Genomic DNA, 25,252 nt, shown 5'->3' on the forward strand with positions numbered 1-25,252 from the left:
ACTTAATTGCATAATCAGGGCTTTGCCATACACAGATATGGTGCTGTCGCTAATGCGACAGCACCATTAATAAATTCATACATTTGATTCACTTTCTTATGCTTTCTACTTACCTTATATAACAAAAAAACTAACAGCAACATAACATTCTCAAAATAATTCTGCTATTCTTATTATATACCTATTTTTCTTCAAATAGCTATACTACTTTATTGTATTATATAAATAATAATCCTCCAAATTGGGTTCTACTTTATGCCCATTACACGCTTTTTCATTGCATATATATCTGATTTTAACTTGCTGTGCTCCTGCCATAAGTCCACTTACCAAATATTTCTGATTATACATTTCAACATTACACTTTTCAATCATTTCCTCAAATACATATCCATCAATTTCTGACAGAAGTTCTGACGGGCTGCCGTTTTTGATTATCTTACCTGCTGAAAGCATTATTATTTTATTTGCAATAAATTCTATATCCGAAACAATATGTGTTGCTATAATAACTATTTTATTTATACTTATTTGTGCTATTAAATTTCGTATTCTTATTCTTTCATTTGGATCTAATCCCGCTGTCGGTTCATCTAAAATCAAAATGTCAGGATCATTAATCAATGCCTGGGCTATTAATATTCTCTGTTTCATTCCACCTGAAAATCCGCCTAATTTTTTCTTTCTAACATTTTCTAAATTAACAAACTCAAGCATTTCTGTAACTTTATCAGAAATTTCTTTTTTATTTATGCCTTTTAAATTTGCTATATAATTCAAAAACTCTTCAGCTGTAAACGAATCATACATTCCTTGTTGTTGCGGCACATATCCGATTATATCTCTATATTTATATCCAAGTTTAGTAATATTCTCACCATTATATCGAATATCACCACCACTTTTTTTAATGCCATCAACAAGTATATTCATTAAAGTAGATTTTCCGGCACCGTTAGGCCCTAGCAATCCATACACGCCTTTTTCAAATGTATATGTAAAATTATCCAATGCAAGTTTATCTTTATATTTTTTTGTAAGTCCCTTTATTTCCAACATACTATATTCCCTCCATATTAATTTTCCTTTTCTTTACCCTATATATAACTGATATACAATTAATGGAATAACTAAAACCATAAAAGATATTGCCATTTGTTTTATCTGTCCATTACATAGTTTTGAAATTAGTATTATTACAATCATCGCTATTAAAACTACAATGTATTTAAGTAAATATATTCCAATTAATACTGTAAGTATATTTACGTTAATTGGAATCTCTGAAAACATTTGCATACTTTTTGCCGGGGCTAATACACCTGATAATCTAAAATTATTTACTATTACAAATATGAATGGCACATTAGCAATAACAAATGCTAATGTTGTTATTACAATTGATACACCCCATTTCTTTTTATTAAGCTTTTCAGTACCGTAAAGCATTGAATCCGTCAATTTTTTCATACCTGTTTCACTTTCATATGCAAAACAGCTTACTACAATTAAAATTATAGCTGAAATCATAAATATCCATGCGATGATTTCGTTATAAATCTTTTTTGGTTCTATTAAATATTTTATACCTATATCATCAATTAACCAGCCGTTTATTTTTTCCTCACGCTTTAATTTCTTTACATATTCGTTATTATTTTTTACCATATCAAACGCTTCTTTAGGTAATATATCCCAACTATACTGACTGCTTATTATCATAAAACTTTCATAGCTTATTTGATTATTCATATAAAGTTTTGTGTTTTCATCATATTCTTTCTGAATATTATCAAATCTTTCCTGTTCCTGTTTTATATATAAATCTTTGCTGTCATTTGTTGTTCCTTCTAATTTCTGCATATACTCTGAATAATATTTCTGTGTTTCGTCCATCTGTGTATCTATATTATTCATCATGTATATCTGAGTTATGGCTAATGCAATTAGTATAAATATTCCCTTATTAATTACTAACACTTTTTTATATTCCATAAATGTCATTGTTCTAACTCTGAATTTTTGGGATAAGGCTTTGTTATTTTTTTTAAGCTTGATATTTATATCAACATTATTTGAAAAAAATATTATTCCCATTGTGGCAAATGCTATGAAATAAATACATATAGTTACTATAGCTACGCCTGTTATATTGAATGGTTGTTCCAAAATATTCATATTGTAATATTTATAAGTTAATGATGTTGTGTCAATCAGAGTTACCGGACTTAATATCTTTAATACTGCTAATTTATAATCCCAATTTATAAATTGTTTTGCTAATATAGATAAAGTCATTATTATTCCAATTAATGTATACAATATTCCTATATTTTCAAATAATATCACACATACTAATAATATAACTGAATATGCTATAGCAGCTATATATTTAAATACAATATAAAAAATCAAATACTGAATTACCGATACATTAAAAGCTGACTCATAAAATCCAGGTACCGATTGAATCGGGACATTTAGTTTATCACATCCAATAATATTAATAGAAGCAACAAATAATGGAATATATATCAGTAAGACTACAGCTAAATCTGAAACAATTATCGCTCCTATTTTTGAAATGATTAGAGAAACTCTTCCCTTTTTACAGGATTTTATAAGTTTCATCATACCATTCCTTCTGTCACAATTTATAGACACAACCACACACTGTAGAATAATTATAAAAATTACAACATCTGAAAATCCTAATTTTGTAATATTATCAATTACTGAATAATTTCCAAATTCAGGCTTAACATTTTTCACTTTATCATATGCATTGATTACTTTTTCCGCACTTTTTTTATGATAATTATTTTTTCCGTTAAACATTTTAAATGAAGATATTTTGTTCAGATTTTCCTGCATACTTTGAATATATTCTGAATAATTGTTTATCTTTTCCTGTTGTTGTTCTATTTTTTCATTACTTTGTTTTAACTCTTTGCTTTGAGAATTAATGCAAAAAAATATATTAAATATACTTAGAACAAAAAGTAAAAATAATATCCATTTATTCGATATTATTTTCTTTAATTCTTTAATAAGCATAAAGCACCCCCTATTATTCTATTTTTTACTTATACTGTTTTTTTGAATTTCATAAAAGCTATGTTCATCTATAAAATCATAGTTTTCGTCAAATGCCTTCTCATATGTTAATAATCCTTCATCATTCTCATCAATTACATACAAAATTTTTCCATCAACTCCATAATGTTGCTCTATTAATTCTTCTTTATTCAAATCGTATATATAATATTTAGGCGATATATTTAAATCGGCTTTAGGTATTACTTCATCTTTAGTATTTTCATTCATGTATGTACTTACCATATATATCTTATCATCTATATATTTATAAACTATACTGTAGGCATTTAATATTTCTTTCTTCTCTTTAGTATTAAAATCATAGGAAACTATGGTTCTATTCGCAAGTACCGGATCCTGATAATACAACTTATTACCCTTTACACATATTATGTAGTAACAATCATTATCTTCAATTCCTTTGTATTCCTCCAAAGTACTTTGAAATTCAATATCTAACTTGTCCAGTTTGTTATTTTTCAAATCATATACATAATAATTTTGTTTTTTTCCTAATCTATCAATATCCTCTTTCATCGAAAAATCGTCACTAGTATGCCAATCTGAATAAGATTTAGCATCTTTAAATCCAGCTTCATTATATGTTTTTTCATTAAAACTATACTTAATATAAACTTTCCCCTCAAAACATTGAATCATATCACAAGATACACTCGGTTTCTTTCCCATATTTGTAAGTTGTCTTATTTTTCCACTATCAATACTAATTTCATATACTTCTGATTCAACTATAAAACATGATGATGAATTCTCACTATATTCAACTTCTTCCTGAACTCCACTGGCAATATACAACTTTCCATCATAAACGCAGAAAGTTGCTCCTATATTAATTAGCGGTTTATCTAATTTTGCTACTTTTTCTTTTTCACTTCCATCTATATTACTTCTCCATAACACGGAATCATCTGTGTCTACACAGATATAATATAATTTTTCATTATATATAAATGGATATTTCGCCTCACCTTTTACGATAGCATTGCAATTTATTTTACCTGACTGATAGTCTTCAACATTATGCGTGCAATTTGCCTGACTGCATGCATAAACTTCACTTTTACTGGAATAATCATAAAAATAAATTACACTATATTCTCCATAACTTTCAATTTCAACCATCAAATCATTGCAGCACGATTTATTCTCTTCCAATTCAATATACTTATCATTTTCGCCTGTCTGAACTTTACCTTTTCCGCATCCACTTAATGCAAATGCTAATAATATTGCTAATAATATTGCTAACATTATTTGAATTATCTTTTTATTCATATAATTTTCTCCGTCCATTATTACTTTTTTATAAACAAATTTATTTATCTATCTGTCCATTTATTAATTGTATTACTTCTTCTATTCCTGCTGCATCTAATTCTTTTAGGAATTCATTCCATGTAGTGTCAAAATCCCCATTTAAAAATTTTCCTTTTAACTCTGCACTGTAATCTATATACTTTTTTTCTATCTCTACTAATCTTTTTATCTTATCTTTTGAGTCATTCAAATCAAAATATCTACCCGAAATTTTGTCTGAAGTTTTTGCTAAATCTTCTTCTTTCTTTAATTCACTACCTTCTTTTTTATAATCACTGCTATATCTCACAAACACATTTGCAAAAATTTTAGATGGTCCTGCATAATTTTCTATATCCATATTTTCCGTATAATCTTCTCTATCAATTTTATATAAAGGATAAGATGCAATATTCGAAGACACTCTATCTGAATATATGGTATTTAACGCATCCATAGCCATTTCTTTTTTAGTTGACTTACTACATATTCCTGTTATATCTTCCAATTCATCAAATTGCTCAATTTGATTATAGCAATAAATTTTTTTAACACTTTTTAATTTAGGATATTTAGTCTTGTTATTTTCCACAAAGCTATCCACATCCATATCCTGTTGTAAAAACGCAAAACAATTTCCGGTAAAGATTTCATCTTCATTTTTTTTAGTTGGATTTAAATAATTAAAATATTCTTTTTTATAATAATCCGTATAATTTTTAAAAGCCTGTCTTACATTGTCGGATGCATAATAATTCTCAATCAATCCTGTATCTTCGTTTTTACCAAATAACTTAGTATCTATGTAATTCTCACCACTAAATTTACCAATATAGCCTAAAGCAGTGTCTTCAACTTGTGTATATGGATAATTATCCATTATCTTAAAATCACTTGTTCCCTCATTTTTTTCAGCATTATATATTTTTTCAAAATACGGAGCCCAATCTTCGTAATTCATCTGTTTCATAGATTCTAAATCTATATCATATTTTTTTGCAATATCTTCATTTATATACCAATACATTTTAGTTGTTGTTTTTTCCATAGAACCTATGCCATAAAATTTTCCATTAACTTTACTTTTGTTATAAACACTATCAGGAATATTTTCTTTATATTCTTTCATGTTTTCTGACATATATGGTTCTAAATTCTCTAATAACTCTGCGTCTATAAAGTCATACTTTAATAAAATACTATATGTTTTTGCATCGTAATCATAAAATACATTTGCATTTATAATATCCGGAGAATTGTTATTAGAAATCATATGTTTAACCTGATTAATATACTCCTGCCCGCATCCCATTCTTATAAAATTGATTACATATTTTTTTCCTTTTGATACGAGATAATCATTTAATGTTATAATTTGCTCATTTGATATTAAATGTGTTCCATATTTTGAACCAAATTCCTCTATATCTTCGTTTGATAATTTGAACTTTTCTCCATATACCCAATGTAATATTTCTTTGCCGGGATATCTTTCATTTAAATAATCATCGCTTATATCTTCGGTATCAGGAATTATTTTATCATTAGACTTACTAGTATTTATCTTCGTTTGATTGTTAGATAAATCAATCTTTTTACTTGTCTCTTTTTCATTTTTACATCCTACAAGTGATATTGCTGCAATCATAATTCCAAGCAATAATAGTCCCTTCTTCATAAAACCTCCAATAGCATTTATTTTAATAGCAATTATGGTACTAATATTTTTCAATTAGTACCATAATTAATATCACTTTTCTTTTATGGCAACTGTGTATTTTCAGTTAATATTACATTATTCATATATAGTTGTTTATGAATCCCTCTAGCTTTGACTAAGTAATGTCCAGATGCTGCTGATCTACTAACTTCCGTTACACTATTAGCGCTAGTGCTACTTACTTCCTTTACCGTTCCCTTTTCGTTAGTTGTATACATAATTACAGTTCCTGCATATCCAGTTGCTGGCTTTGAAGCAGTAGAAATTCTTGTTGAAGCCCTAGCTGTTTTAAAACCAGTATTGGCTATTGTTAAAAATTCTAATCTTCCAATTGAATTTGATGTGTCTATTGTTTTAGCGCATATACCCATAGACATTCCTATAGATAATACAGATGCTGCAACAACAGAACTAATTATTTTTCTCTTGTTCATGTTATAAAACCTCCTGTTTATTATTTATTCATTAGTTTAATGATTATAATCATTAACTGTTGTAGCTACATTTTAATTATACATCATAAACTGTTGCATCTTTCTTATTGTGATAAACTACAATTTTTTTTGACAAACAACAAAAGGTTATTCATTTTGTTATCTAAGATTTTTCTTAAATAAAAATAAATAACCTCATTTTAATTACTTAAATATGATTTTTTTTACCTCTTTAGCGTATGTTCTACCAATAGGTATTTCATAACCACCCTCTATGTAAATTTTATTATGTGAATATCCTTCTATATATTTCAAATTAGCAATATATGATCTATGGCATTTAATAAATCCCTCAGTTTTCACTCTACTTTCTATTTTTGAAATGCTTTCTGTTGCATTATCTACATTACCATCTTTTTTATATATCTCACTATTATTTCCCTTAGCTTCTATATATATAATTTCGTCAAATGATACTCCTTTTGTAATACCATCATAATGAAATTTCAAAACTTCATTTTCTTCTTTATTCACCCTATTAAATATTTTTTCAATATCAACTTTAATGATTTCTTTTCTAATTGGATAACAATAGAAATTTAGTGGTTCATATTTGAATAATTTATGACATTCAGTTGTGTCATAATCAGTAAAAATTATTTCTGGTCCTTTTGTCTTATATTTATTCCTTATTATACTGGCTATCCGGAATACATCTTCATCAAAATTATTTATCCCTAAATATAGTAAGTCGTACCACTCATCTGTTTTCAATATTTTAAGAGTATCATTTATGCTGTATGATACATCTATTTCTACGCATTTATTAAGTAACTCTCTCTCTTCATATATATAATTTTCTATCTGCGCTGCAATTTCTTTATTTGTATTATAAATAAAAAATTTCATACTGCCACCCCCTCTTTTATTATTAAAATTGTATCATATTAATTATAATAAAGCAAATTATTTATATATTTTTCTCTTACTCCCTCTCTGTCCAATTTTCATACGGAAACATATGATGTAATTTATCAATTGTCTTTTTCTGGCTTGGGTAAAGTTTTGATATTTCATCTTTCTGTTTAAGCAAATCTTCATCTATCTTTTCAAGCCCTATTTCGGGTAAATTTATTTTCTTATAATATTTTCCAAAATACATAACTTTTGCATCAGTTCCTGTTTTATCGCAAGCTTCATCTACAAGATTGTGTGTCATTATATGATGTATGTGCCCATATTCTCCCTTTTCGTTATGAGTTACTATTTCGTCCCAATTCTTATAATTAATTATTGTTTCAATGTCTTTTTCAATATCTTTTTTCCATCTGCCCCAATCGCTTCTTTGCCCTGCTATTTTATCAGGATATAACAATATAAGTCCTTTATCACCGGTTGCATTTATTACATTTTCAAACTCTTTTTTTCTTGTTTTATCATACCCCCTTGTTATGCATACAACCAAATAATCATCTTCTAAAAGATGTGCTCCACCCCATATAAGTTCATCATCAGGATGTGCCACAATCATTAATTTATTATATTTTTCTAAATCAAGCTCGTCCATTTGCTTGTTTTTTACAGACGGAATAAATAAAAATTTTCCGTATTCTATTTCCATTATCGTTGCCACAACTATTGCTATTATTACAATTACTGTAGAAACAATCGCTATTTTTTTCTTTATTTTTATATTTTTCTTCATAAATTATTTTTAGCAGCCGACTATATCGTATGTCCTAAAATTTTACAAAATAAGTATTTTTTGCTTTCTTAACGCAAAATACTGTGTGCTACTTTCTCCTTTCTTTTTATCAGTAACTCGTCATCGGAAATATTTATAAAATCTAAACCTAGTTCATTTTATTTTCTATTTTAAAGATTATCCGGTAAGTTTTTATTTCGACTTATTGTAACATACGAAGCGGTCTTTTTTTCATTCTTAAAGAATACTTAAGATATTTCAATATGGTTCTTTAAATTTTGAATTGTACATTATTTATGTAAGATAAAAATAAAGTTATTAACTGTTTTGATGATTATTTGGCATATTTATTAATAATTCTATTAATGAAGTTAGTACTTATTAATTTGAAATAAAATTTGTTTTCGGGAAAAGGAGTAAATTATGAATTTTATTAAATCTATAAAAAAATCGTCCAAAAGATATATAGAGTTAAATGATTTCATTTACCTTTCTTTGGTGACTGCTTTTATTCTTGGAATTGTTTTTCTTATAACAGGTTCTGATTATATTTATGGTTCTTCCGTAGACTGGCTGTCCCAGCACAGTGTACTCCCTGATTATTTTAGGCAGTCATTTTATGATACGGGAAGACTTTTTCCTGAGTTTAATCTTAATTTAGGTGCCGGACAAAATGCTTATAATTTTTCTTATTACGGATTTATGAATCCAATTATTTTAATAAGTTATCTTTTGCCAAATGTCCAAATGGCATTATATATAAGCATTTCAAGTATTGTAGTTGTTTTGTTATCTGTTTATATTTTTTACTTTTGGCTTAAATCACACAACAACATGAATCGAAGCACTGTTTATTTTATTACTTTTCTATTTGCCTGCGCCGGTCCATTATTATACCACAGCCATAAGCAGGTAATGTTCATGGATTATATTCCATTTTTATTATTAGCTTTAGTTGGTGTTGACCGTTTATATAAAAAAGACAGAAAGATACTTCTTATTCTAAGCATTACATGTATGTTTTTAACAAGTTATTTCTTTGCTGTGTCAGGAATTGTTGCTATAAGTATTTATGCTATTTACAAATTTTTTGAGTACAAAGAAAATCAGGAACTATACTACAAACTTCCTGCTGGTAAAAAGCCGTTTTGGTTCTTTGCTTTAAGATATGGTGCAAGTTCAATTATTGGAATTTTGCTTTCCGCAGTAATTTTACTTCCAAGTCTTGCTGCTATTTTATCAGGACGTGGTTCTTCTGATGGTAAATCAATTTCTTTAGCTAAATTATTTATACCTCAGTTTCCTAATAACGAAATGTTTTACACACCATATGGAATGGGTGTGACCGCTATTGCATTTTTAGCTTTAGCCTGCATATTAATATTAAGCAAAGATTTTTCAAAGAAGTTTCTTTGCATTTGTATTTTGTTTGTTTCAGCATTTCCTGTAGGTCAATATTTATTAAACGGTTTTCTATACATTAGAGGGAAAGCTCTTATTCCATTTGTTCCTTTAATTTTGCTTGTTACCGCATTTTTTGTAAGGGATTTATTAGCTAAAAAATATGAAACCGGTAAATTAGCACTCGTTACATTTGGCATATTAGTTCTTATTGCAATTTCTGCATATATGCATGAAAATCCAATATACATTGCAATAGTTATTGACCTTATAATTACTTTTTGTTTTATTGCTGCCTATTGCCAAATAAATAAGAACTATGTTTTTATGTTGCCTACAATTTTAATTGCCATTTTCTGTTGCTATGTTGGAAATGCTTCTGACACTTTGGTTGCAAAAAAAGATGCTGCAAAATATTATGATAAAAGTAAAAACGCTGCTATTGCAATTGCATTAAATGGTGATGATACATTTTTCAGAACGAGCAATATAACTGATAGTAAATTTACAAATAATATCATATATGGAAAGAAATATTTTTCAGAAGGTTGTTACTCATCTGTTTTTAATAAGCCTTATTTAAATATGTGTAATTATGACCTTCAGCTTAGTAACCCTACCGTTAATGACATTTCCATCACTTCATCAAATGATGTTTTGTTTAAAACACTTATGGGTGTTAAATACATTGCTTCCACAACAACTGCTCCTGCAGGATACAAGGCAGTCTGTCAGGCAGGCAATGTCAAGGTATATAAATCAGATAATGCTTATTCTCTTGGATTTGCATCTAAAGATACTATGAGTTTAGACGAATATCTTTCTCTTTCACCTGAAGAAAAAGAGATTGCTTTATTAAAATATATTGTTGTTGATGATGATGTTAATTCTTCTTATCATTCTATGTTAAAGAAGGTTAATCTTAATATGGATTTAAAATTAGAGCGTACTACAGATGGATATTATCATGTTGATACTATGAAGGGTGCAAAAACTTTTAATGTTGAGATTCCTGATAATTTAAAGGACTGCATTTATATTATAAAATGCAATATCAAAGGATATGGTAGAAACCGTTCAACAATTAAAATTAATGGTATTCAAAATAGTTTAAGTGATCTTAATTCTGCTTATCCTAATAAAAATTTCAATTTTAAATTTGTTGTATCAGATTCTGCTGACAATAATATATTAAACATTCGTTTTCCTAAAGGATGTAGTTTTGAATTCAGTGAATTTGAAATTTATAAAATTGATTATGACCAGGTTTCTGCCTTAAAAAATAACATTACAATGATGACTGATGTTGCTTATGAAAATAATATGATTACAGGGAACATTACTTTAGATAAAGATAGTTATTTTACTACAACAATTCCTTACGACAACGGATTCTCAGTATATGTGGACGGCCAAAAAATTGATTACTTTATGACTGATAATGCCTTTTTAGGATTTTCTCTTTCATCAGGACATCATATTATTAAATTAGTTTATCATGCACCTCTTATAAAGGTTGGTAAATACACATCCTTATTAGGACTTGTTCTTTTTCTTATATTTTGTGGCAATGATTTTATTCGATTGTGGATTCAGATATTGAACCATTTTAAACGGAAAAAACTTACGTACTCAAATGGTCTTTCAGGAAATATTGTTTATCAGAATGATAGTCTTGAAAGTAACCAATGATAAAGTGGGTCGAACATTAGATACAATGAAAACCCTGTTTATTTAATACAGAAAAATGGTTACTACCTGCCTAACAAATGTTTTATAATCTATATTTAATAATAAAGAGGGACGAATAAATTCGCCCCTCTTTATTATATTACTTACGCAATCACATCTAATAACTTCATTGGTTCATCTATTATTTTCTTATAAGTAAGTTTTTCTAAAATGTCTTTTGTTCTGAATCCCCAACTTACAAGAATGCAATCAAGTCCTGAATTAACAGCAGTCTGACTATCAACTTCTGAATCTCCTACATAAATTGATTTTTCCTGTGTACTGCCTAATTTATCGAGTGCTGACATAACCATGTCTTTTGCCGGTTTTTTCTTAATTCCGGCAGCTTCATTTTCTCCTAATGCAACATCTATTAAACCTTCAAAATAAATATTTTTCAAAGATTCAACTGCTTTGTAATTCTTGTTTGATACGATTGCCATTTTAATATTTCGTTTTTTTAATTGTTTTATCAAATCTAATGTACCGTCATAAGCTCTTGTTTTTACCTGACAATGTTTCTGATAATATTCACTAAAATCAGCAAATATCTTATCAAAATCCGGATTATTTTCACCTTCAGGAATTGAACGGTGCATCAAAAGTCTAAGACCATTTCCGACGTGTTTTTTTACTTCGTCTACTGTGTGAACCGGAAAGCCATATTTTTTCTGAGCATATTGTACTGCTGCTGCTATATCATCTATTGTGTTAAGTAACGTTCCATCTAAATCAAAAATAACTGTATCGTACATATTTTTCTCCAATCTGCTTATCCCATTTCTACATATGTTTAAATGTTTAATTTCATTTTAAAATATGTTAATAAAATTGCTTTTTGTCATATTGCCTTGTATTATTTACGCAAATGCCCAACTCATTATATAAAGTAAAACAGACCCCAAGTGTTAAAACCCCGGGATCTGCATTTATATCTTTATTACTGTCTAACTTTAATATGAACTTCTCTAAGCTGCTGTTCTGTAACTTCACTAGGAGCTCCGCACATCATATCCTGAGCGTTACCATTCATTGGGAATGGAATAATTTCTCTGATATTTTCTTCATTTGTAAGAAGCATAATCATACGGTCTACACCAGGAGCCATTCCTGCATGTGGAGGTGCTCCAAACTGGAATGCATTGTAAAGTGCTCCGAATTTTTCTTTCAAATCATCTTCTGTATAACCTGCAATTTCAAATGCTTTAACCATGATTTCCATATCGTGATTTCTAACAGCACCTGATGATAATTCAACACCGTTACATACAATATCATACTGGTATGCAAGAATGTCTTCAGGTTTCATTGTTTCTAATGCTTCAAGTCCACCCTGTGGCATTGAGAATGGGTTATGTGTAAATATAATCTTCTTTGCTTCAGGATCATATTCATACATTGGGAAGTCATTGATGTAGCAGAATCTATATGCATTCTTTTCAATTAAATCAAGTCTTTCTCCTAATGCTGTACGGATTTCACCTGCATATAAAGCAGCCTGCTTTTCATTATCAGCGATAAAGAAAATTGTATCTCCTGCTTCTAATCCTGCAATCTCCTTGATTTCTGTCTTCATATCATCCGGAATAAATTTATCAATTGGTCCCTTATATGTCATATCTTCTTTAACTTCAAGATATCCAAGTCCTCCCATTCCGATGCTCTGAGCAAATTTCAATAATTTCTCATGGAATCCCTTTGACATATCAGCATGAACTTTAATAGCTCTTACTGTCTTGCCATGGAATGGCTTAAATGTACATCTCTGGAAGAAGTCTGTAACATCAACTATTCTTAATGGGTTTCTTAAATCAGGCTTATCTGTACCAAATTCAAGCATTGCCTGCTTATAACTGATAATAGGATATGGAGCCTTTGTTACTTCAAATCCTTCAGGTGCAAATTTTTCAAATGTTGCACTTAAAACTTCTTCACCTACTCTGAAAACATCTTCCTGAGTAGCAAAACTCATTTCAAAATCTAACTGATAAAATTCCCCAGGTGAACGGTCTGCTCTTGCATCTTCATCTCTAAAACATGGTGCAATCTGGAAATATTTGTCAAATCCTGATACCATAAGCAACTGTTTATATTGCTGTGGGGCCTGTGGAAGAGCGTAGAATTTTCCTTTAAATTTTCTTGAAGGTACAATGTAATCTCTTGCGCCTTCAGGAGATGATGCACAAAGAATTGGTGTCTGAATTTCTAAGAATCCCATCTCTGTCATCTTTTCTCTTAAGAAAGAAATAACCTTTGATCTGAAAATCATGTTATCCTTTACTTTCTTATTTCTCAAATCAAGATAACGATATTTTAATCTGACATCTTCTCTTGTTTCCTTTGATGTCATTATTTCAAATGGAAGCTGTCTGTAAACTTTTCCTAAAACTGTTACTTTCTTTGCTTCTAATTCGATTGTTCCTGTTGTAATCTTATCATTGTATGTTTCTTCATCTCTATGCTGAATTGGTCCTTCTACAGAAATACAATCTTCCTTATTAATTCCATCAAGTAATGAAGTATCTCTCATTACTACCTGCATCTGGCCATACATGTCTCTTAAATCGATAAAAGAAACACCACCATGGTCACGGATGTTTTCAACCCATCCGCAAATCTTCATTGTCTGTCCAACATTTGCTTCAGATATGTTGTCCATTGTAACATCACGATAAATGTTATTTGTGTTTGTATCCATTCTGTTAGTCTCCTTCATATTTTTATATATTGTTTAGGAAAACAATTAAACTATATTGTTCAAATTTTATAGCAAATTCAAACAAAAAAAGCCCATCCTAAACTACTACAGTTCAGGACGGACAGTTAATCTAACTTATTCCGCGGTACCACCTGATTTGCTGCATTGCAGCCACTCATGGGATAAACCCTGTTGTGTGTCGTACAACCACGTCGCACCTACTTGCCATTGCTTTCGGATTGCAGCTCGAAAGTGTTATTCACATAAATTCATTCTGCGGACATCTCACCATCATCCGCTCTCTGGAAGCGATAATCTATGTTACTTCTCTTCGTCATAGCCTTACTGATATATTGTGCAAATGCACCTAATTAATGTGATTATAAACCACTCTTTTTTTATTGTCAAACTAAACTTAATATTCCGTAATCATTTGTGAAATTAAAAGTTTATTTTCACTTTGAAGTGTGGGGCAAAGTAGATTTTAGTCTTACACTTCCGTAATCATCTCATGATCATTCGATTCTAAATGTGGAACTTCTTTTATCTCATAATAATATAAACTGTATAAATAGCATAAAGAACTAACATTATTATTCCTTCTTTTTTATCAAGTTGCTTCTTTGTCCATGCAAATGCCCATACAAGACCACTAAATACTACTAATACAATAATGTCTATTATGTTTTCTGTTAAAAATGTAATCGGACTTATTGTTGCTGCAATTCCCAGTACCATCAAAATATTAAATATATTCGAACCTATTACATTACCAACAGCCATATCAACTTCTTTCTTTCTAGCTGCCACAATTGATGTTACAAGTTCAGGAAGGCTGGTTCCAAGTGCTACGATAGTAAGTCCTATAACGGTTTCTGTCACTCCTGCTGTTCTTGCTATAGAGGTAGCACCATTTACAACAAAATCACCACCAAATTTTATTGCAATAGCTCCTCCAACTATATACAGCAAACATTTTATTCCTGACAAATCCTCTGATATTTCTTCAAGTTCTTCATCAATTTCCTGCATTTCCTCATCTGAAATCTTTCTTGATTTCATTGCACTTTTAACCATTATAAGAATAAAAAATGCAAAGCAAACTAAAAATACTATTCCCTCTGTTCTTCCCAATGTCATTGATGTATAACCTGTAAATAATAAAAGGAGTGTACATGCTATTGAAAATGGAAAATCTCTTTTTATTGTATCTTTAGCTACTTCAAGTGGAATAAATAAAGTACAAATTCCACACACAACCATAAGATTAAATATATTTGAACCAACTGCATTGCTGATTGATAAAGAATTACTTCCATTCATTGAAGCAATAATGCTGACTGAACATTCAGGCAAACTGGTTCCCATTGCCACAATTGTCATACCAATTACAAGTGATGGAATCTTTAATTTTTTCGCAACGCTTGCACTTCCTTCTACAAAAAAATCTGCTCCTTTAACCAGTAATATAAATCCAACTACCAAAAGTACTAATGCTGTTATTATTGTTTTTATCATATCTTTTTCCTCCATAAAAAGATGTACTGCCCCTCCCTCCGGTCGGCGGCTATTTGTTGAGAACATTTATTAAAAATGAATTTCATTCATTTTATTTATTTTCATTACAGAATTTAAAATGCTATCCATCCCATGTGTTCACACAGAATTTTTACACCTATTAGTACTAAAATAATTCCACCTGCAAGCTCTGCTCTTTTCTTATATCTGTTTCCAAAAAAGTTTCCAATATAAACGCCTACAATAGATATAATAAATGTAACCACACCTATAATAGTAGCTGATTCCACTATTGGTCTGTCAAGGGCTGCTAAAGATATACCTACTGCCAATGCATCTATACTTGTTGCAATTGCAAGCATAAGCATTTCTTTCATGTCAAGTGGCGGATCCATTTTTTCAACAACTACATCTTCTTCCTTTTCACTCAATGTTTCTATAATCATTTTCATTCCAATAAATGCCAATAATGCAAAAGCTATCCAGTGATCAAAAGCTTCTATATAGTTTTGAAAACCCTTACATAAAAACCATCCGACTATCGGCATAATTGCCTGAAAGCCACCAAAAAACAACGCTATGACAACTGCCTGTTTTTTATTGACTTTGCGCATAGCTAATCCTTTGCAAATAGACACTGCAAACGCATCCATTGCAAGTCCAACTCCCAACAATAAGAACTCAACTAAATATTCCATTTTTATCTCCTGCCCTTTTGTATAATAGAATTAGATTTAATATCCGATTTGTTCATAGTATATATCTTGTATTTATACTTAATAATTTATTTCCCATGTAAATTATTTAAAAATTAACGTCTTTTGTCCCAAATATACATTTTAACAATCTAATGTTTTAACGATATCTAAAATATACATTTTTGTCATATTCAAAACAGATTTAATCTCATATGTCTATGCCTTGACATTACAGGTATAAAAAAGACTCATAATTTTGAAGATACTAATTATTATTAGTATCTTCAAAACCATAAGTCTCATTCTTTAATATTTGCCAGATAGCTTATGCTATCGGGATTGTTGACAAATCACGCTTTCACGCGAACTACTCCCTCACGGACTATTAATTTCTCGTGTAATTATATTTAAATAGTCGTAAAATGTCAACTCCGTTTTTATTTAAAACTATTGTCTTAATTTATTCTGTTTCATCTGTCATTTCTAATAGATTAATCATTCTTAATTTCTAACCAATTTCTCTATTATTTTAAAGAAATTGATTTTGTATCTGACAAATAACTATTGCATTTAGAGTTTGAATAAACTGCTCTTACTTTATAATAGTATTTAACACCTTTTTTCTTATTTTTATCTGTGTATTTCGGCTTTTTAGTTGTAGCAATTTTTTTGTATCCTGAACCTGATGAACGATATACATAATATTTAACTGCATTAGTATTCTTTGTCCATTTAATTCTTATATTTGCATATCTGCTTCCTTTTGCTTTTGTTGAAAGCTTTTTAACTTTTACATTTTTAGGTTTAATAAGTTTTACTCTTATGTAACGTACTGCCTTAATACCACTTGTTGTAGTTGCTGTTATTTTTGCAGTTCCTACTTTCTTTGCTGTAACAAGACCTGTATCACTTACAGTTGCTACAGCTGTGTTATTACTTGTCCATTTAACTGTATCTGTTGTATCACTTGGTGCTATCTTTGTTGTGTACTGAATAGTATCGCCCTTATATAATTTGGCTATTCCTGTTTCGTTAATTGCAAATGATGTCGAAGGCTGCTTTACACTTATTGTACACATTGTAATCAATCCACTGTCTGTTGTTGCCATTATCATTGAATCTCCAACGCCAATTGCATTGTAACTTCCGGTATATTTGTTTACTGAAATAGCTGTATCGTTTGAACTTGAATACTGAATTTCATTTTTATAATCTTTCAAAATTTCATTCTTTTCATTTGCAATCAATGTTGCTGTTACTTTTGAATTAAATCCTTTATTTACCTCTACATATGAAGTATCAATTGTCAATCTTGGGTCTGCTATAGCCTGCATTTTTAAAGCAGCTTCTTTAGTAACTTTCTTAAGAAGTCCATTAGAATCGTATTCACTTTCAGGTAAATACTTATTTTCTAATGCTGTTGTATTAAATATTGTTCCATAAATTGTACACGCTGCCAAATAACTTCCTGTAGGTGTAGGATGTATGTTATCCGCATTGTATAATTTTATATCAGGAAACTGTTTTAAGCATCTTTCAAAATTAACTCCTGATGAAATAACTTGCGCGCCATACTTATTTCCCATCATATAATAACCCTTTATCATATAATGCTGTATTTCATTATGTGATAAATAATAGCTATATCCTGTTGCAGTAAAACTCCTTCCAATATAATCAGCCTGTGTATCATAAAGAAGCATCTTTGCACCTGAACTCTGAATTAATGGTTTCAATGTTTCAATTGCTGTCTGAGTTTTTGCAATATCTGTGATAATCATTTCTCTGTGGTCCTGAAGAATTACATAATCCCACTTATAATTTTTTAATGCACTTATAAGCTGAGAACCATATGTATCCTTTTCATCAGCGAACTGATAAAGTTTGTAATTTGCTGCTGTAAGTGCCTGAATTGTTACATTCACTCCATCAGCCTGTGCAAGTCCTTTTACCATCTGTGGCATATCATTATAATAAGTTGAACTATTACCAACAAATAAAATTCTTACATTTGGCTGCGTTGTATTTGTTCCATTATTGTTTTCACTAGGGGTTGTTGTTTCTGTCTCTCCTGAAGGCTTTGTTGTTTCTGTCTCATTTGCTTTAGTTGTTGTTTCAACTTCACCTGTATGTTTTGTTGTTTCTGTTTCTCCTGCTACCTTTGTCGTTTCTGCTTCTTTTACATTTTCCGGTGCCATTGTTGCCTCTATTTCCTGCGCCATAACACCAATGTTAAAACATACTAACATTGCAAGAACAAGCATTAATGCTTTTCCCATTTTTTTTACTTGATTTCCCATGATTTTCTTCCTTACTCATATATTTTTGTGCTTTACACACCTAACATATTATAATACATTTTTTTATTTCTTAAAGGGCAAATTAGTAAAATTAAGAATTTGCCCCAGTTTTGCCTTTTTTATTTAGGATATAAAAAATCCCAATTATCGGTTTCTATACTCACTATGTTCTTCTTTAATTGCAAGTGCACATATAATTCCTGCTGCACAACTTGCCGAATGCCCACAACCATGTCCAATTTCAGGCATTGCATCATATTCACATATAATAGCCACTTTAGGCAAATTTTCTTTTATTTTTTCTTCCTGACATGCCAAATCCGCTTCGCTTCTTTTCAGTGATTATATTCGTATAACATTTTCTTTTTTGTTATTTTCACGTGAGTATTTTCTTATGGTTTTTTCAGATTATTTTCTGTATTTCTTTACATCTTTTTTAAATTTTTTCCACGCATCTTCATGTTTAACATAGTATCTTGGGCATTCTTTTCCTGTTATATCATAATGTCTAATTACATGGTCTTCATTTAACCCACATGCCATTTCGAGCCATGCAGTAAGTTTTACCAAAGATTTATAAGTCTTTTTATTAAATTTTCCTGATTTGTCCGGATGACATACCTCTATCGATATAGTGTCATTGTTTCGCCAATTACTTGCTGCTGACATTTCATCTAGCGGAATACATTGAATTACTTCGCCATCTAATCCTACCACAAAATGAGAACTTACATTTGACTGATTTCCAGCATAAAAATCATGGTTTTGCTGTGCCGTACTTCCCGGATTTCCGACATAGTGAATAACTATATCTTTAACGCTGTCAAGTTTTTCTCCACTTCTTGATGCTCCATCCACATCTATAATCTGGTCATCTATCCACTCCGGTCTTTCCATGTTTTCCAACTTACTCAAATTTATTTTGCCATAATAAATTTCACTTGCCTTCCATGCAACCATAGCCACTAATGCAACTATTAATAATATTCCGATTTTTTTAATTCTTTCTTTTCTACGTTTTGATTTTCTCATGTATCTCATTTTATGCCATCCTATGTTTCTTAATTAAATAAAATTTCATATATTTTCCACGGCTTATTATACTCTATAATTTATAAATTTGTAATCATATCCATCCCGTATTTTTCATAAACTGTACAATAAAACATAGGAGGTTACAATGTCAAATAATTCTGAATATCTTAGTATGACAAAAAGGAGTATTTCCTGGCTTTTCTTTATCGCATTAGCAATTGGTGTTACATATTATTTTCAGGGTTTTTCCTATAAAGATACATTTGATTCTCTCCCTGTTTCATCTACTGCAAAAGAACTTCCAATTTATTGTGTAGATACTGCTAAACCTCAGGTTTCCATTAGTTTTGATGCTGCTTGGGGAAATGATGATACACAAAAAATATTAGATATTTTAAAAGAAAATAATATTAAAGCCTCTTTCTTTATGACAGGTGGCTGGGTTAAGCAATACCCTAATGACGTAAAAGCGATTTACGAGCAAGGGCATGATTTAGGCAATCATAGTGCAAATCATAAGAATATGAGTTCTCTGTCAAACGAAGAAATATGCAATGAACTTAATACTGTTACCGAAAACGTTAAAAATCTTACTTCCTATCAAATGAATTTGTTTAGACCTCCTTACGGCGATTATGATAATCATGTTATTGTTAAAGCAAAAGAATGTGGTTATTTTACAATACAATGGTCTGTAGATTCTCTAGATTGGAAAAACTATGGTGTTGATGCAATTGTAAATGAAGTTCTTAACAATAAGGAATTAAAGGCCGGTGCAATTATTCTAATGCATAACGGAGCAAAATATACTGCTCAGGCTCTTCCTAAAATTATTGAAGGGTTAAAGAATAAAGGATATGAAATTGTTCCCGTTTCACAGCTTATTTATACTGACAATTATCATATAAATTCAGAAGGAAAACAGATAAAAAATGAACAATAGACTTCAACTACAAAAGAAACAGTGACTATGATAAATTAGCCACTGTTTCTTTAAATGAATTCATTTTTCTTTTGATTATTTTTTGATTTTTTAATCATATTTCATACTGTTTTTTAATTATATTTCATACTGTTTTCAATTATATTTTATGCTGTTTTTTATTTGTAATACTAATCATTAACTACTTCTTTTCCCGAGCCTAAAACTTTAATTCCTACAATAGTTCCAATCATAAGAATAATTCCGATAGGAAGTGCAGCCCATCCAATTCCTGCTGCTTTCTGCAATGCTCCTGAAATTATGTATGTTATAAATGAAACTACAGCAACTGTTACTGCATATGGAATCTGTGTAGATACATGATTTGTATGTTCGCATTGTGCTCCTGCCGATGACATGATTGTTGTATCTGAAATTGGAGAACAATGGTCTCCACAAACAGCTCCTGCCATACATGCAGATATGGCAATAATCATCATTGCAGGGTCAGTTTTCTGGAATGCCTGTACAACAATAGGAATTAGGATACCGAATGTTCCCCATGATGTACCTGTTGCAAATGCAAGTCCACATCCTACTATAAATATAACCGCAGGAAGGAATATTGCAAAGCCTTCAGCACTATTCTTCATTATTACTTCAACAAATTCTGCTGCTCCTAAACTACTTGTCATATTCTTTAATGTCCATGCAAATGTTAAAATAAGAATTGCAGGAACCATTGCCTTAAATCCTTCCGGAAGGCAATCCATACACTCATTAAACGGTAATATTCTTCGTACAACATAAAATACTAATGTAATGATAAGTGCAAATATACTACCTAATGCCAAACCAACTGATGCATCGCTATTTGAAAATGCTGTCACAAAATCTGTACCTGAGAAAAATCCTCCCGTATAAATCATGCCAATAATACAGCATATAATAAGTGTAATTACAGGAACTACAAGGTCACATACTTTACCTTTTTTCTCTTTTACTTCATTATCAATTTCTTCATATATTTTTTTACCTGTTGTAAATAAATCTCCTTTAGCTGCATTTGTTTCATGCTTTGCCATTGAGCCAAAATCTACTTTCATTACAACAATTGTAATCATCATAACAATCGTCAATAAAGCATAATAGTTATATGGTATTGATTTTATAAATACTACAAATCCGTCTTCACCTTTTACAAATCCTGTAACTGCTGCTGCCCATGAAGAAATCGGCGCAATAATACATACAGGAGCTGCCGTAGCATCTATTAAATATGCAAGCTTAGCTCTTGATACATTATGTCTGTCTGTTACAGGTCGCATAACACTACCTACTGTAAGACAGTTAAAATAGTCATCTACAAAAATCAAACAACCAAGTGCTATAGTTGCAAGTTGTGCTCCTACTCTTGTCTTAATGTGCTTAGAAGCCCATTCTCCAAACGCTGTTGATCCTCCTGCCTTATTCATCAATGCAACTATTGTTCCAAGAACAACTAAGAATACTAAAATTCCAACATTATAAGAATCTGAAAGTGAACCAACTATTCCATCACTAAGTACATGTGTAAGTGTTCTTTCAAATGAGCCACCCGCATATAGTACTCCACCAATTACAATTCCGATAAACAATGAACTATAAACTTCCTTTGTAATCAATGCAAGTACAATTGCCACAAGTGGCGGTATCAATGCCCAAAATGTCCCAAATAATTTAGGAACATACTCTGCTTTATCTGCTGCAAATACCGTTGTTGAAAATAATGTTATCAACAGCAATGTAACAAGCAACATTAAACCTTTGTTTCTTCGTTTCATAAAACTCTTCTCCTTGTCTTTTTTTATTTCATTACCCATATCGCACATTATAACATAAAGCCGATGCTTTCGCATCGGCTTTATTACTATTCCTTTAAATATTAAGTTACTTTTTTATTTATCCACGCATAAGATAATCCATTATCTTTTTAGAATCTTCCAATTCATGGGCAATAATTTCCATTTCAGGTATTTTTGCTGCTGACGAAAAAATTGTTGATAATGAAACTAACTGGCATAATTTTGATTTTAAATTTAATCTGTCTCCATCATCTGTAATTAATTCTACTTTGCCTTCACAACTGTCAATAACCTTTAAAAATTCTTCGGGATTTGAAATATTTTTTACCTTCATAGCTCTCTATCTCCTTTTTTATTTTTGTTTTTGTTTTTCTTCAATTTCCTTAATCATATCAATTCTAACCTGATGACGTCCGCCTTCATATTCAGCATTTAACCACTCATCTACTATCATCTTGGCTGTTTCAACACCAATTACTCTTGCGCCAAATGCTATGATATTAGAATTATTATGCTGCTTCGATAATTTTGCACTATATGGTTCGCTACATACACATGCTCTTATTCCATTAACTTTATTAGCTGCAAGTGAAATTCCTACGCCTGTTCCACAGATTAAAACACCACAGTCTACTTCTCCACTTACAACAGCATTTGCTACTGCCTCACCATAAACAGGATAATTGCATCTTTCCTTAGAATCTGTTCCAAAGTTTACAACTTCATATCCTTTGCTTTCAAGATATTCTTTAATTTCATTTTTCATGTCTACTGCAACATGATCATTTCCAATTCCTATCTTCATAGTTCACACCTCTAATATTTATTTTTGTATTCACATGTTTTATTTTTGTGAAAATTTTTGCAACAAATTTAATACTATGTTTATTCTGCTATTATGTAATTATTGCCTGCTTCAACAACACTTGTTTTCTTATCACAAATTATTGTTGCTTCCTCTAATTCCATAACTTTGCATAATGTATTTTTGCCTGATTTCGTGCTGTCTGCAAGAACGTATGATTTTGTTGAATTATGATGTACTATACGCTTCTTTTCAGCTTCAAGTAAATCAGGTGTGTTGAATCCTGCCCCTTCTGAGAAACCGGACATTCCAATAAATGCTTTATCAAAATAATATTTTTTAAGGAAATTATTTGTTGTAATTCCTATTATTGATGCAGTTGTTATATTAATCTCTCCTCCTGCAACAATACATTTAATATTATTGGTCTGCAACTCCTGATAAATCATTGCATTTGTTGTTACAACAGTAATATTTTTTTCTCTCAAATATTTTATCATCATTAAAGCTGTGCTTCCTGAATCAATATAAATTGATTCACCGTCTTTAACTAAATCAGCCGCATACTTTGCAATACGTTCTTTCTCTTCGACATTTTTACTAAATTTAGAAATTACAGGTACTTCATAACTTCCTCTCTTTAAACAGGCACCACCACCTCTGAGTAAAATTATCTCTCCTTCTTTTTCCATAGTCTTCAAATCTCTTCTAACGGTAGACTCCGATACGCCCCCTAAAGATTTGCAGAACTCATCCAAAGACACGACTTCGCTTTTTTCCAGTAAATCTAATATTTGTAACCTTCTTTCATATGGAATCATATCTGCCTCCTAACATTGAAAAGTATAAATAAACAGTTATAGTTTATACTTTCTATATCCTATTCCTTCTTGGTTTTATTAGATAAATTATACCTATTTATAGTTTATACTTTTGCGGAAAACTTTTCAATCATTTTTCGTCAATTTTTGTCAATTTTATTCAATCTCTTCTAATGTCGGCATTGAAGGCTGTGCGCCATATCTGCATACAGTTATTGCGCTGCACTTTGTTGCAAATTTACAAGCTTCTATTAATCCTTTTCCTTCAACTATCGAATGACTTACTGCTCCAATATATGAATCTCCGGCACCTGTAGTTTCTACCGCATCTACTTTCATTGCCGGAATTACTTCTATTTTACCATCTTCGTATACAACCGCTCCATCCTTACCTAATGTAAAGATTACATTGTTTCCATATTTTTCAGCAGTTTTCTTTATTTCTTCTTTTGCTTTATCAAGAGAATCAATTTCTGTCTTGCAATAAAAAGCTGCTTCTACTTCATTAACAACTAATATATCTGTTTTCGCCAAATATTCATCTTTGAGTTCTATCGCCGGAGCCGCATTTAAAACTACAATACATCCGGCTTCCTTAGCTTTATCAATTGCATATTCAATCATTTCTACAGGAATTTCATTTTGCAAAATACAAACTTTAGATTCTTTTAATGCAGGCATTGCATGGTCTATATCCTGCTTTGTTATTTCATAATTTGCACCTCTTACTATGCAAGCAAATACACTTCCGTCATCAATTGCATTTATAATTCCCATTCCGCTGCTTCCCGGAACTTTTCTTATATAATCTGTGTTTACTCCATACTGCTTCGCTGTACTTACAAGAAAATCTGCCGCTGCATCTGTTCCTACACATCCAACCATATATGTCGGTGTATGGAGCTTTGCTGCCTGAACTGCCTGATTTGCGCCTTTTCCACCCGCACTGTATGCAGCTTCATTTGCCGGCAATGTTTCTCCTTTATATGGCAATCTTGATATTTTTAAAATAATATCATAGTTCAGGCTACCAATAACTGTAATCTTATCTTTCATTTATGTTTCTCCTTTGACATTTTTCCGTTCACATTGCTAAGTGTCAACACAAGTTTCTTATTTTCACAAACACAATCGCCATTTATTCTTTTGACACTTACATTATGTAATTATACAACAAGAGGTGCATAAATATTTAAATTAATAT

The 25,252-nt window shown here is 30.4% G+C and carries 21 protein-coding genes and 1 other annotated feature; of the genes, 2 read left to right on the top strand and 19 right to left on the bottom strand.

Going from position 1 to position 25,252, the window contains the following annotated elements; all coding sequences use genetic code 11:
* Positions 1–204: 204 nt before the first annotated feature.
* From DWX29_RS05575 to DWX29_RS05605, 7 genes are all read right to left on the bottom strand, one after another.
* Positions 205–1,059 (bottom strand): ABC transporter ATP-binding protein, encoded by an 855-nt coding sequence (locus DWX29_RS05575; RefSeq protein WP_118565355.1) that lies wholly within the window; start codon positions 1,057–1,059, stop codon positions 205–207.
* Between the two features lie 33 nt (positions 1,060–1,092).
* Positions 1,093–3,057, bottom strand: a complete 1,965-nt coding sequence (locus DWX29_RS05580) for a hypothetical protein (protein WP_118565356.1) — start codon at positions 3,055–3,057, stop codon at positions 1,093–1,095.
* Between the two features lie 18 nt (positions 3,058–3,075).
* A complete protein-coding gene (locus DWX29_RS05585; RefSeq protein ID WP_118565357.1) occupies positions 3,076–4,395 on the bottom strand; it encodes a hypothetical protein in 1,320 nt (439 codons plus the stop codon).
* A gap of 40 nt (positions 4,396–4,435) precedes the next feature.
* Positions 4,436–6,094, bottom strand: a complete 1,659-nt coding sequence (locus DWX29_RS05590; protein WP_118565358.1) for a hypothetical protein — start codon at positions 6,092–6,094, stop codon at positions 4,436–4,438.
* 83 nt (positions 6,095–6,177) lie between these two features.
* Positions 6,178–6,570 (bottom strand): hypothetical protein, encoded by a 393-nt coding sequence (locus tag DWX29_RS05595; RefSeq protein ID WP_118565359.1) that lies wholly within the window; start codon positions 6,568–6,570, stop codon positions 6,178–6,180.
* A gap of 204 nt (positions 6,571–6,774) precedes the next feature.
* A complete protein-coding gene (locus DWX29_RS05600; RefSeq protein ID WP_118565360.1) occupies positions 6,775–7,479 on the bottom strand; it encodes a LytTR family DNA-binding domain-containing protein in 705 nt (234 codons plus the stop codon).
* A 76-nt stretch (positions 7,480–7,555) separates the two neighbouring features.
* Positions 7,556–8,275: a PIG-L family deacetylase gene (locus DWX29_RS05605; protein ID WP_118565361.1), complete on the bottom strand. Its 720-nt coding sequence runs from the start codon at positions 8,273–8,275 to the stop codon at positions 7,556–7,558.
* Positions 8,276–8,698: 423 nt separating this feature from the next.
* On the opposite strand from DWX29_RS05605, the gene DWX29_RS05610 reads away from it, so the two are divergent.
* On the top strand, positions 8,699–11,368 hold the full coding sequence (locus DWX29_RS05610) for a YfhO family protein (RefSeq protein WP_118565362.1): 2,670 nt from the start codon (positions 8,699–8,701) through the stop codon (positions 11,366–11,368).
* Between the two features lie 143 nt (positions 11,369–11,511).
* Here the strand turns inward: DWX29_RS05610 and DWX29_RS05615 are convergent, their stop codons facing one another.
* The 7 genes from DWX29_RS05615 to DWX29_RS05640 all read right to left on the bottom strand — a co-directional run bounded on the left by DWX29_RS05615 (position 11,512) and on the right by DWX29_RS05640 (position 19,662).
* Positions 11,512–12,162 carry an HAD-IA family hydrolase gene (locus DWX29_RS05615; protein WP_118565363.1) on the bottom strand — a complete coding sequence of 217 codons (651 nt, stop codon included), beginning with the start codon at positions 12,160–12,162 and terminating at the stop codon, positions 11,512–11,514.
* 185 nt (positions 12,163–12,347) lie between these two features.
* Positions 12,348–14,105: an aspartate--tRNA ligase gene (aspS, locus tag DWX29_RS05620; protein ID WP_118565364.1), complete on the bottom strand. Its 1,758-nt coding sequence runs from the start codon at positions 14,103–14,105 to the stop codon at positions 12,348–12,350.
* A gap of 110 nt (positions 14,106–14,215) precedes the next feature.
* Positions 14,216–14,452, bottom strand: a binding site (T-box leader).
* Positions 14,453–14,648: 196 nt separating this feature from the next.
* Complete coding sequence (locus tag DWX29_RS05625) at positions 14,649–15,623, bottom strand: calcium/sodium antiporter (RefSeq protein WP_118565409.1); 975 nt, start codon at positions 15,621–15,623, stop codon at positions 14,649–14,651.
* A 113-nt stretch (positions 15,624–15,736) separates the two neighbouring features.
* Positions 15,737–16,321, bottom strand: coding sequence for a manganese efflux pump MntP family protein (locus DWX29_RS05630; protein WP_118565365.1), 585 nt, complete (start codon positions 16,319–16,321; stop codon positions 15,737–15,739).
* Positions 16,322–16,845: 524 nt separating this feature from the next.
* Complete coding sequence (locus tag DWX29_RS05635; RefSeq protein ID WP_118565366.1) at positions 16,846–18,621, bottom strand: Ig-like domain-containing protein; 1,776 nt, start codon at positions 18,619–18,621, stop codon at positions 16,846–16,848.
* 144 nt (positions 18,622–18,765) lie between these two features.
* The gene (locus tag DWX29_RS12555) at positions 18,766–18,939 is read right to left on the bottom strand and encodes a M20 family metallopeptidase (RefSeq protein WP_147339787.1); all 174 of its coding nucleotides are present in this window, start codon (positions 18,937–18,939) and stop codon (positions 18,766–18,768) included.
* A 90-nt stretch (positions 18,940–19,029) separates the two neighbouring features.
* Positions 19,030–19,662 (bottom strand): peptidoglycan recognition family protein, encoded by a 633-nt coding sequence (locus tag DWX29_RS05640; protein WP_117908702.1) that lies wholly within the window; start codon positions 19,660–19,662, stop codon positions 19,030–19,032.
* 139 nt (positions 19,663–19,801) lie between these two features.
* Between DWX29_RS05640 and DWX29_RS05645 the strand changes: the two genes are divergently transcribed.
* A complete protein-coding gene (locus tag DWX29_RS05645; protein ID WP_243053236.1) occupies positions 19,802–20,599 on the top strand; it encodes a polysaccharide deacetylase family protein in 798 nt (265 codons plus the stop codon).
* Between the two features lie 170 nt (positions 20,600–20,769).
* Here DWX29_RS05645 and DWX29_RS05650 read toward each other — a convergent pair whose 3' ends face one another.
* The 5 genes from DWX29_RS05650 to DWX29_RS05670 all read right to left on the bottom strand — a co-directional run bounded on the left by DWX29_RS05650 (position 20,770) and on the right by DWX29_RS05670 (position 25,104).
* A complete protein-coding gene (locus DWX29_RS05650) occupies positions 20,770–22,401 on the bottom strand; it encodes a Na+/H+ antiporter NhaC family protein (RefSeq protein ID WP_118565367.1) in 1,632 nt (543 codons plus the stop codon).
* 118 nt (positions 22,402–22,519) lie between these two features.
* On the bottom strand, positions 22,520–22,756 hold the full coding sequence (locus DWX29_RS05655; protein WP_022089718.1) for a hypothetical protein: 237 nt from the start codon (positions 22,754–22,756) through the stop codon (positions 22,520–22,522).
* Between the two features lie 18 nt (positions 22,757–22,774).
* The gene (rpiB, locus tag DWX29_RS05660) at positions 22,775–23,227 is read right to left on the bottom strand and encodes a ribose 5-phosphate isomerase B (RefSeq protein ID WP_022089717.1); all 453 of its coding nucleotides are present in this window, start codon (positions 23,225–23,227) and stop codon (positions 22,775–22,777) included.
* Between the two features lie 80 nt (positions 23,228–23,307).
* Entirely contained in the window at positions 23,308–24,048 is a 741-nt protein-coding gene (locus tag DWX29_RS05665; protein WP_118565368.1) for a DeoR/GlpR family DNA-binding transcription regulator, read from the bottom strand.
* A gap of 156 nt (positions 24,049–24,204) precedes the next feature.
* Positions 24,205–25,104 (bottom strand): ribokinase, encoded by a 900-nt coding sequence (locus tag DWX29_RS05670; protein ID WP_118565369.1) that lies wholly within the window; start codon positions 25,102–25,104, stop codon positions 24,205–24,207.
* Between the last annotated feature and the right edge of the window lie 148 nt (positions 25,105–25,252).

It is taken from the genome of Eubacterium sp. AF19-12LB (genome assembly GCF_003479125.1).
Classification (GTDB): Bacteria; Bacillota; Clostridia; order Lachnospirales; family Lachnospiraceae; genus Eubacterium_U; species Eubacterium_U album.

Excerpts from the sequence above, each read along its gene's own strand:
- DWX29_RS05650 (WP_118565367.1), bottom strand. The coding sequence starts at position 22,401 with ATGAAACGAAGAAACAAAGGTTTAATGTTGCTTGTTACATTGCTGTTG.
- DWX29_RS05665 (WP_118565368.1), bottom strand. The coding sequence starts at position 24,048 with ATGATTCCATATGAAAGAAGGTTACAAATATTAGATTTACTGGAAAAA.
- DWX29_RS05595 (WP_118565359.1), bottom strand. The coding sequence starts at position 6,570 with ATGAACAAGAGAAAAATAATTAGTTCTGTTGTTGCAGCATCTGTATTA.
- DWX29_RS05655 (WP_022089718.1), bottom strand. The coding sequence starts at position 22,756 with ATGAAGGTAAAAAATATTTCAAATCCCGAAGAATTTTTAAAGGTTATT.
- DWX29_RS05590 (WP_118565358.1), bottom strand. The coding sequence starts at position 6,094 with ATGAAGAAGGGACTATTATTGCTTGGAATTATGATTGCAGCAATATCA.
- DWX29_RS05670 (WP_118565369.1), bottom strand. The coding sequence starts at position 25,104 with ATGAAAGATAAGATTACAGTTATTGGTAGCCTGAACTATGATATTATT.
- DWX29_RS05635 (WP_118565366.1), bottom strand. The coding sequence starts at position 18,621 with ATGGGAAATCAAGTAAAAAAAATGGGAAAAGCATTAATGCTTGTTCTT.
- DWX29_RS05605 (WP_118565361.1), bottom strand. The coding sequence starts at position 8,275 with ATGAAGAAAAATATAAAAATAAAGAAAAAAATAGCGATTGTTTCTACA.
- DWX29_RS05645 (WP_243053236.1), top strand. The coding sequence starts at position 19,802 with ATGTCAAATAATTCTGAATATCTTAGTATGACAAAAAGGAGTATTTCC.
- aspS (WP_118565364.1), bottom strand. The coding sequence starts at position 14,105 with ATGGATACAAACACAAATAACATTTATCGTGATGTTACAATGGACAAC.
- DWX29_RS05640 (WP_117908702.1), bottom strand. The coding sequence starts at position 19,662 with ATGAGATACATGAGAAAATCAAAACGTAGAAAAGAAAGAATTAAAAAA.
- DWX29_RS05610 (WP_118565362.1), top strand. The coding sequence starts at position 8,699 with ATGAATTTTATTAAATCTATAAAAAAATCGTCCAAAAGATATATAGAG.
- DWX29_RS05625 (WP_118565409.1), bottom strand. The coding sequence starts at position 15,623 with ATGATAAAAACAATAATAACAGCATTAGTACTTTTGGTAGTTGGATTT.
- DWX29_RS05630 (WP_118565365.1), bottom strand. The coding sequence starts at position 16,321 with ATGGAATATTTAGTTGAGTTCTTATTGTTGGGAGTTGGACTTGCAATG.
- DWX29_RS05600 (WP_118565360.1), bottom strand. The coding sequence starts at position 7,479 with ATGAAATTTTTTATTTATAATACAAATAAAGAAATTGCAGCGCAGATA.
- DWX29_RS05585 (WP_118565357.1), bottom strand. The coding sequence starts at position 4,395 with ATGAATAAAAAGATAATTCAAATAATGTTAGCAATATTATTAGCAATA.
- rpiB (WP_022089717.1), bottom strand. The coding sequence starts at position 23,227 with ATGAAGATAGGAATTGGAAATGATCATGTTGCAGTAGACATGAAAAAT.
- DWX29_RS05580 (WP_118565356.1), bottom strand. The coding sequence starts at position 3,057 with ATGCTTATTAAAGAATTAAAGAAAATAATATCGAATAAATGGATATTA.
- DWX29_RS05575 (WP_118565355.1), bottom strand. The coding sequence starts at position 1,059 with ATGTTGGAAATAAAGGGACTTACAAAAAAATATAAAGATAAACTTGCA.
- DWX29_RS05615 (WP_118565363.1), bottom strand. The coding sequence starts at position 12,162 with ATGTACGATACAGTTATTTTTGATTTAGATGGAACGTTACTTAACACA.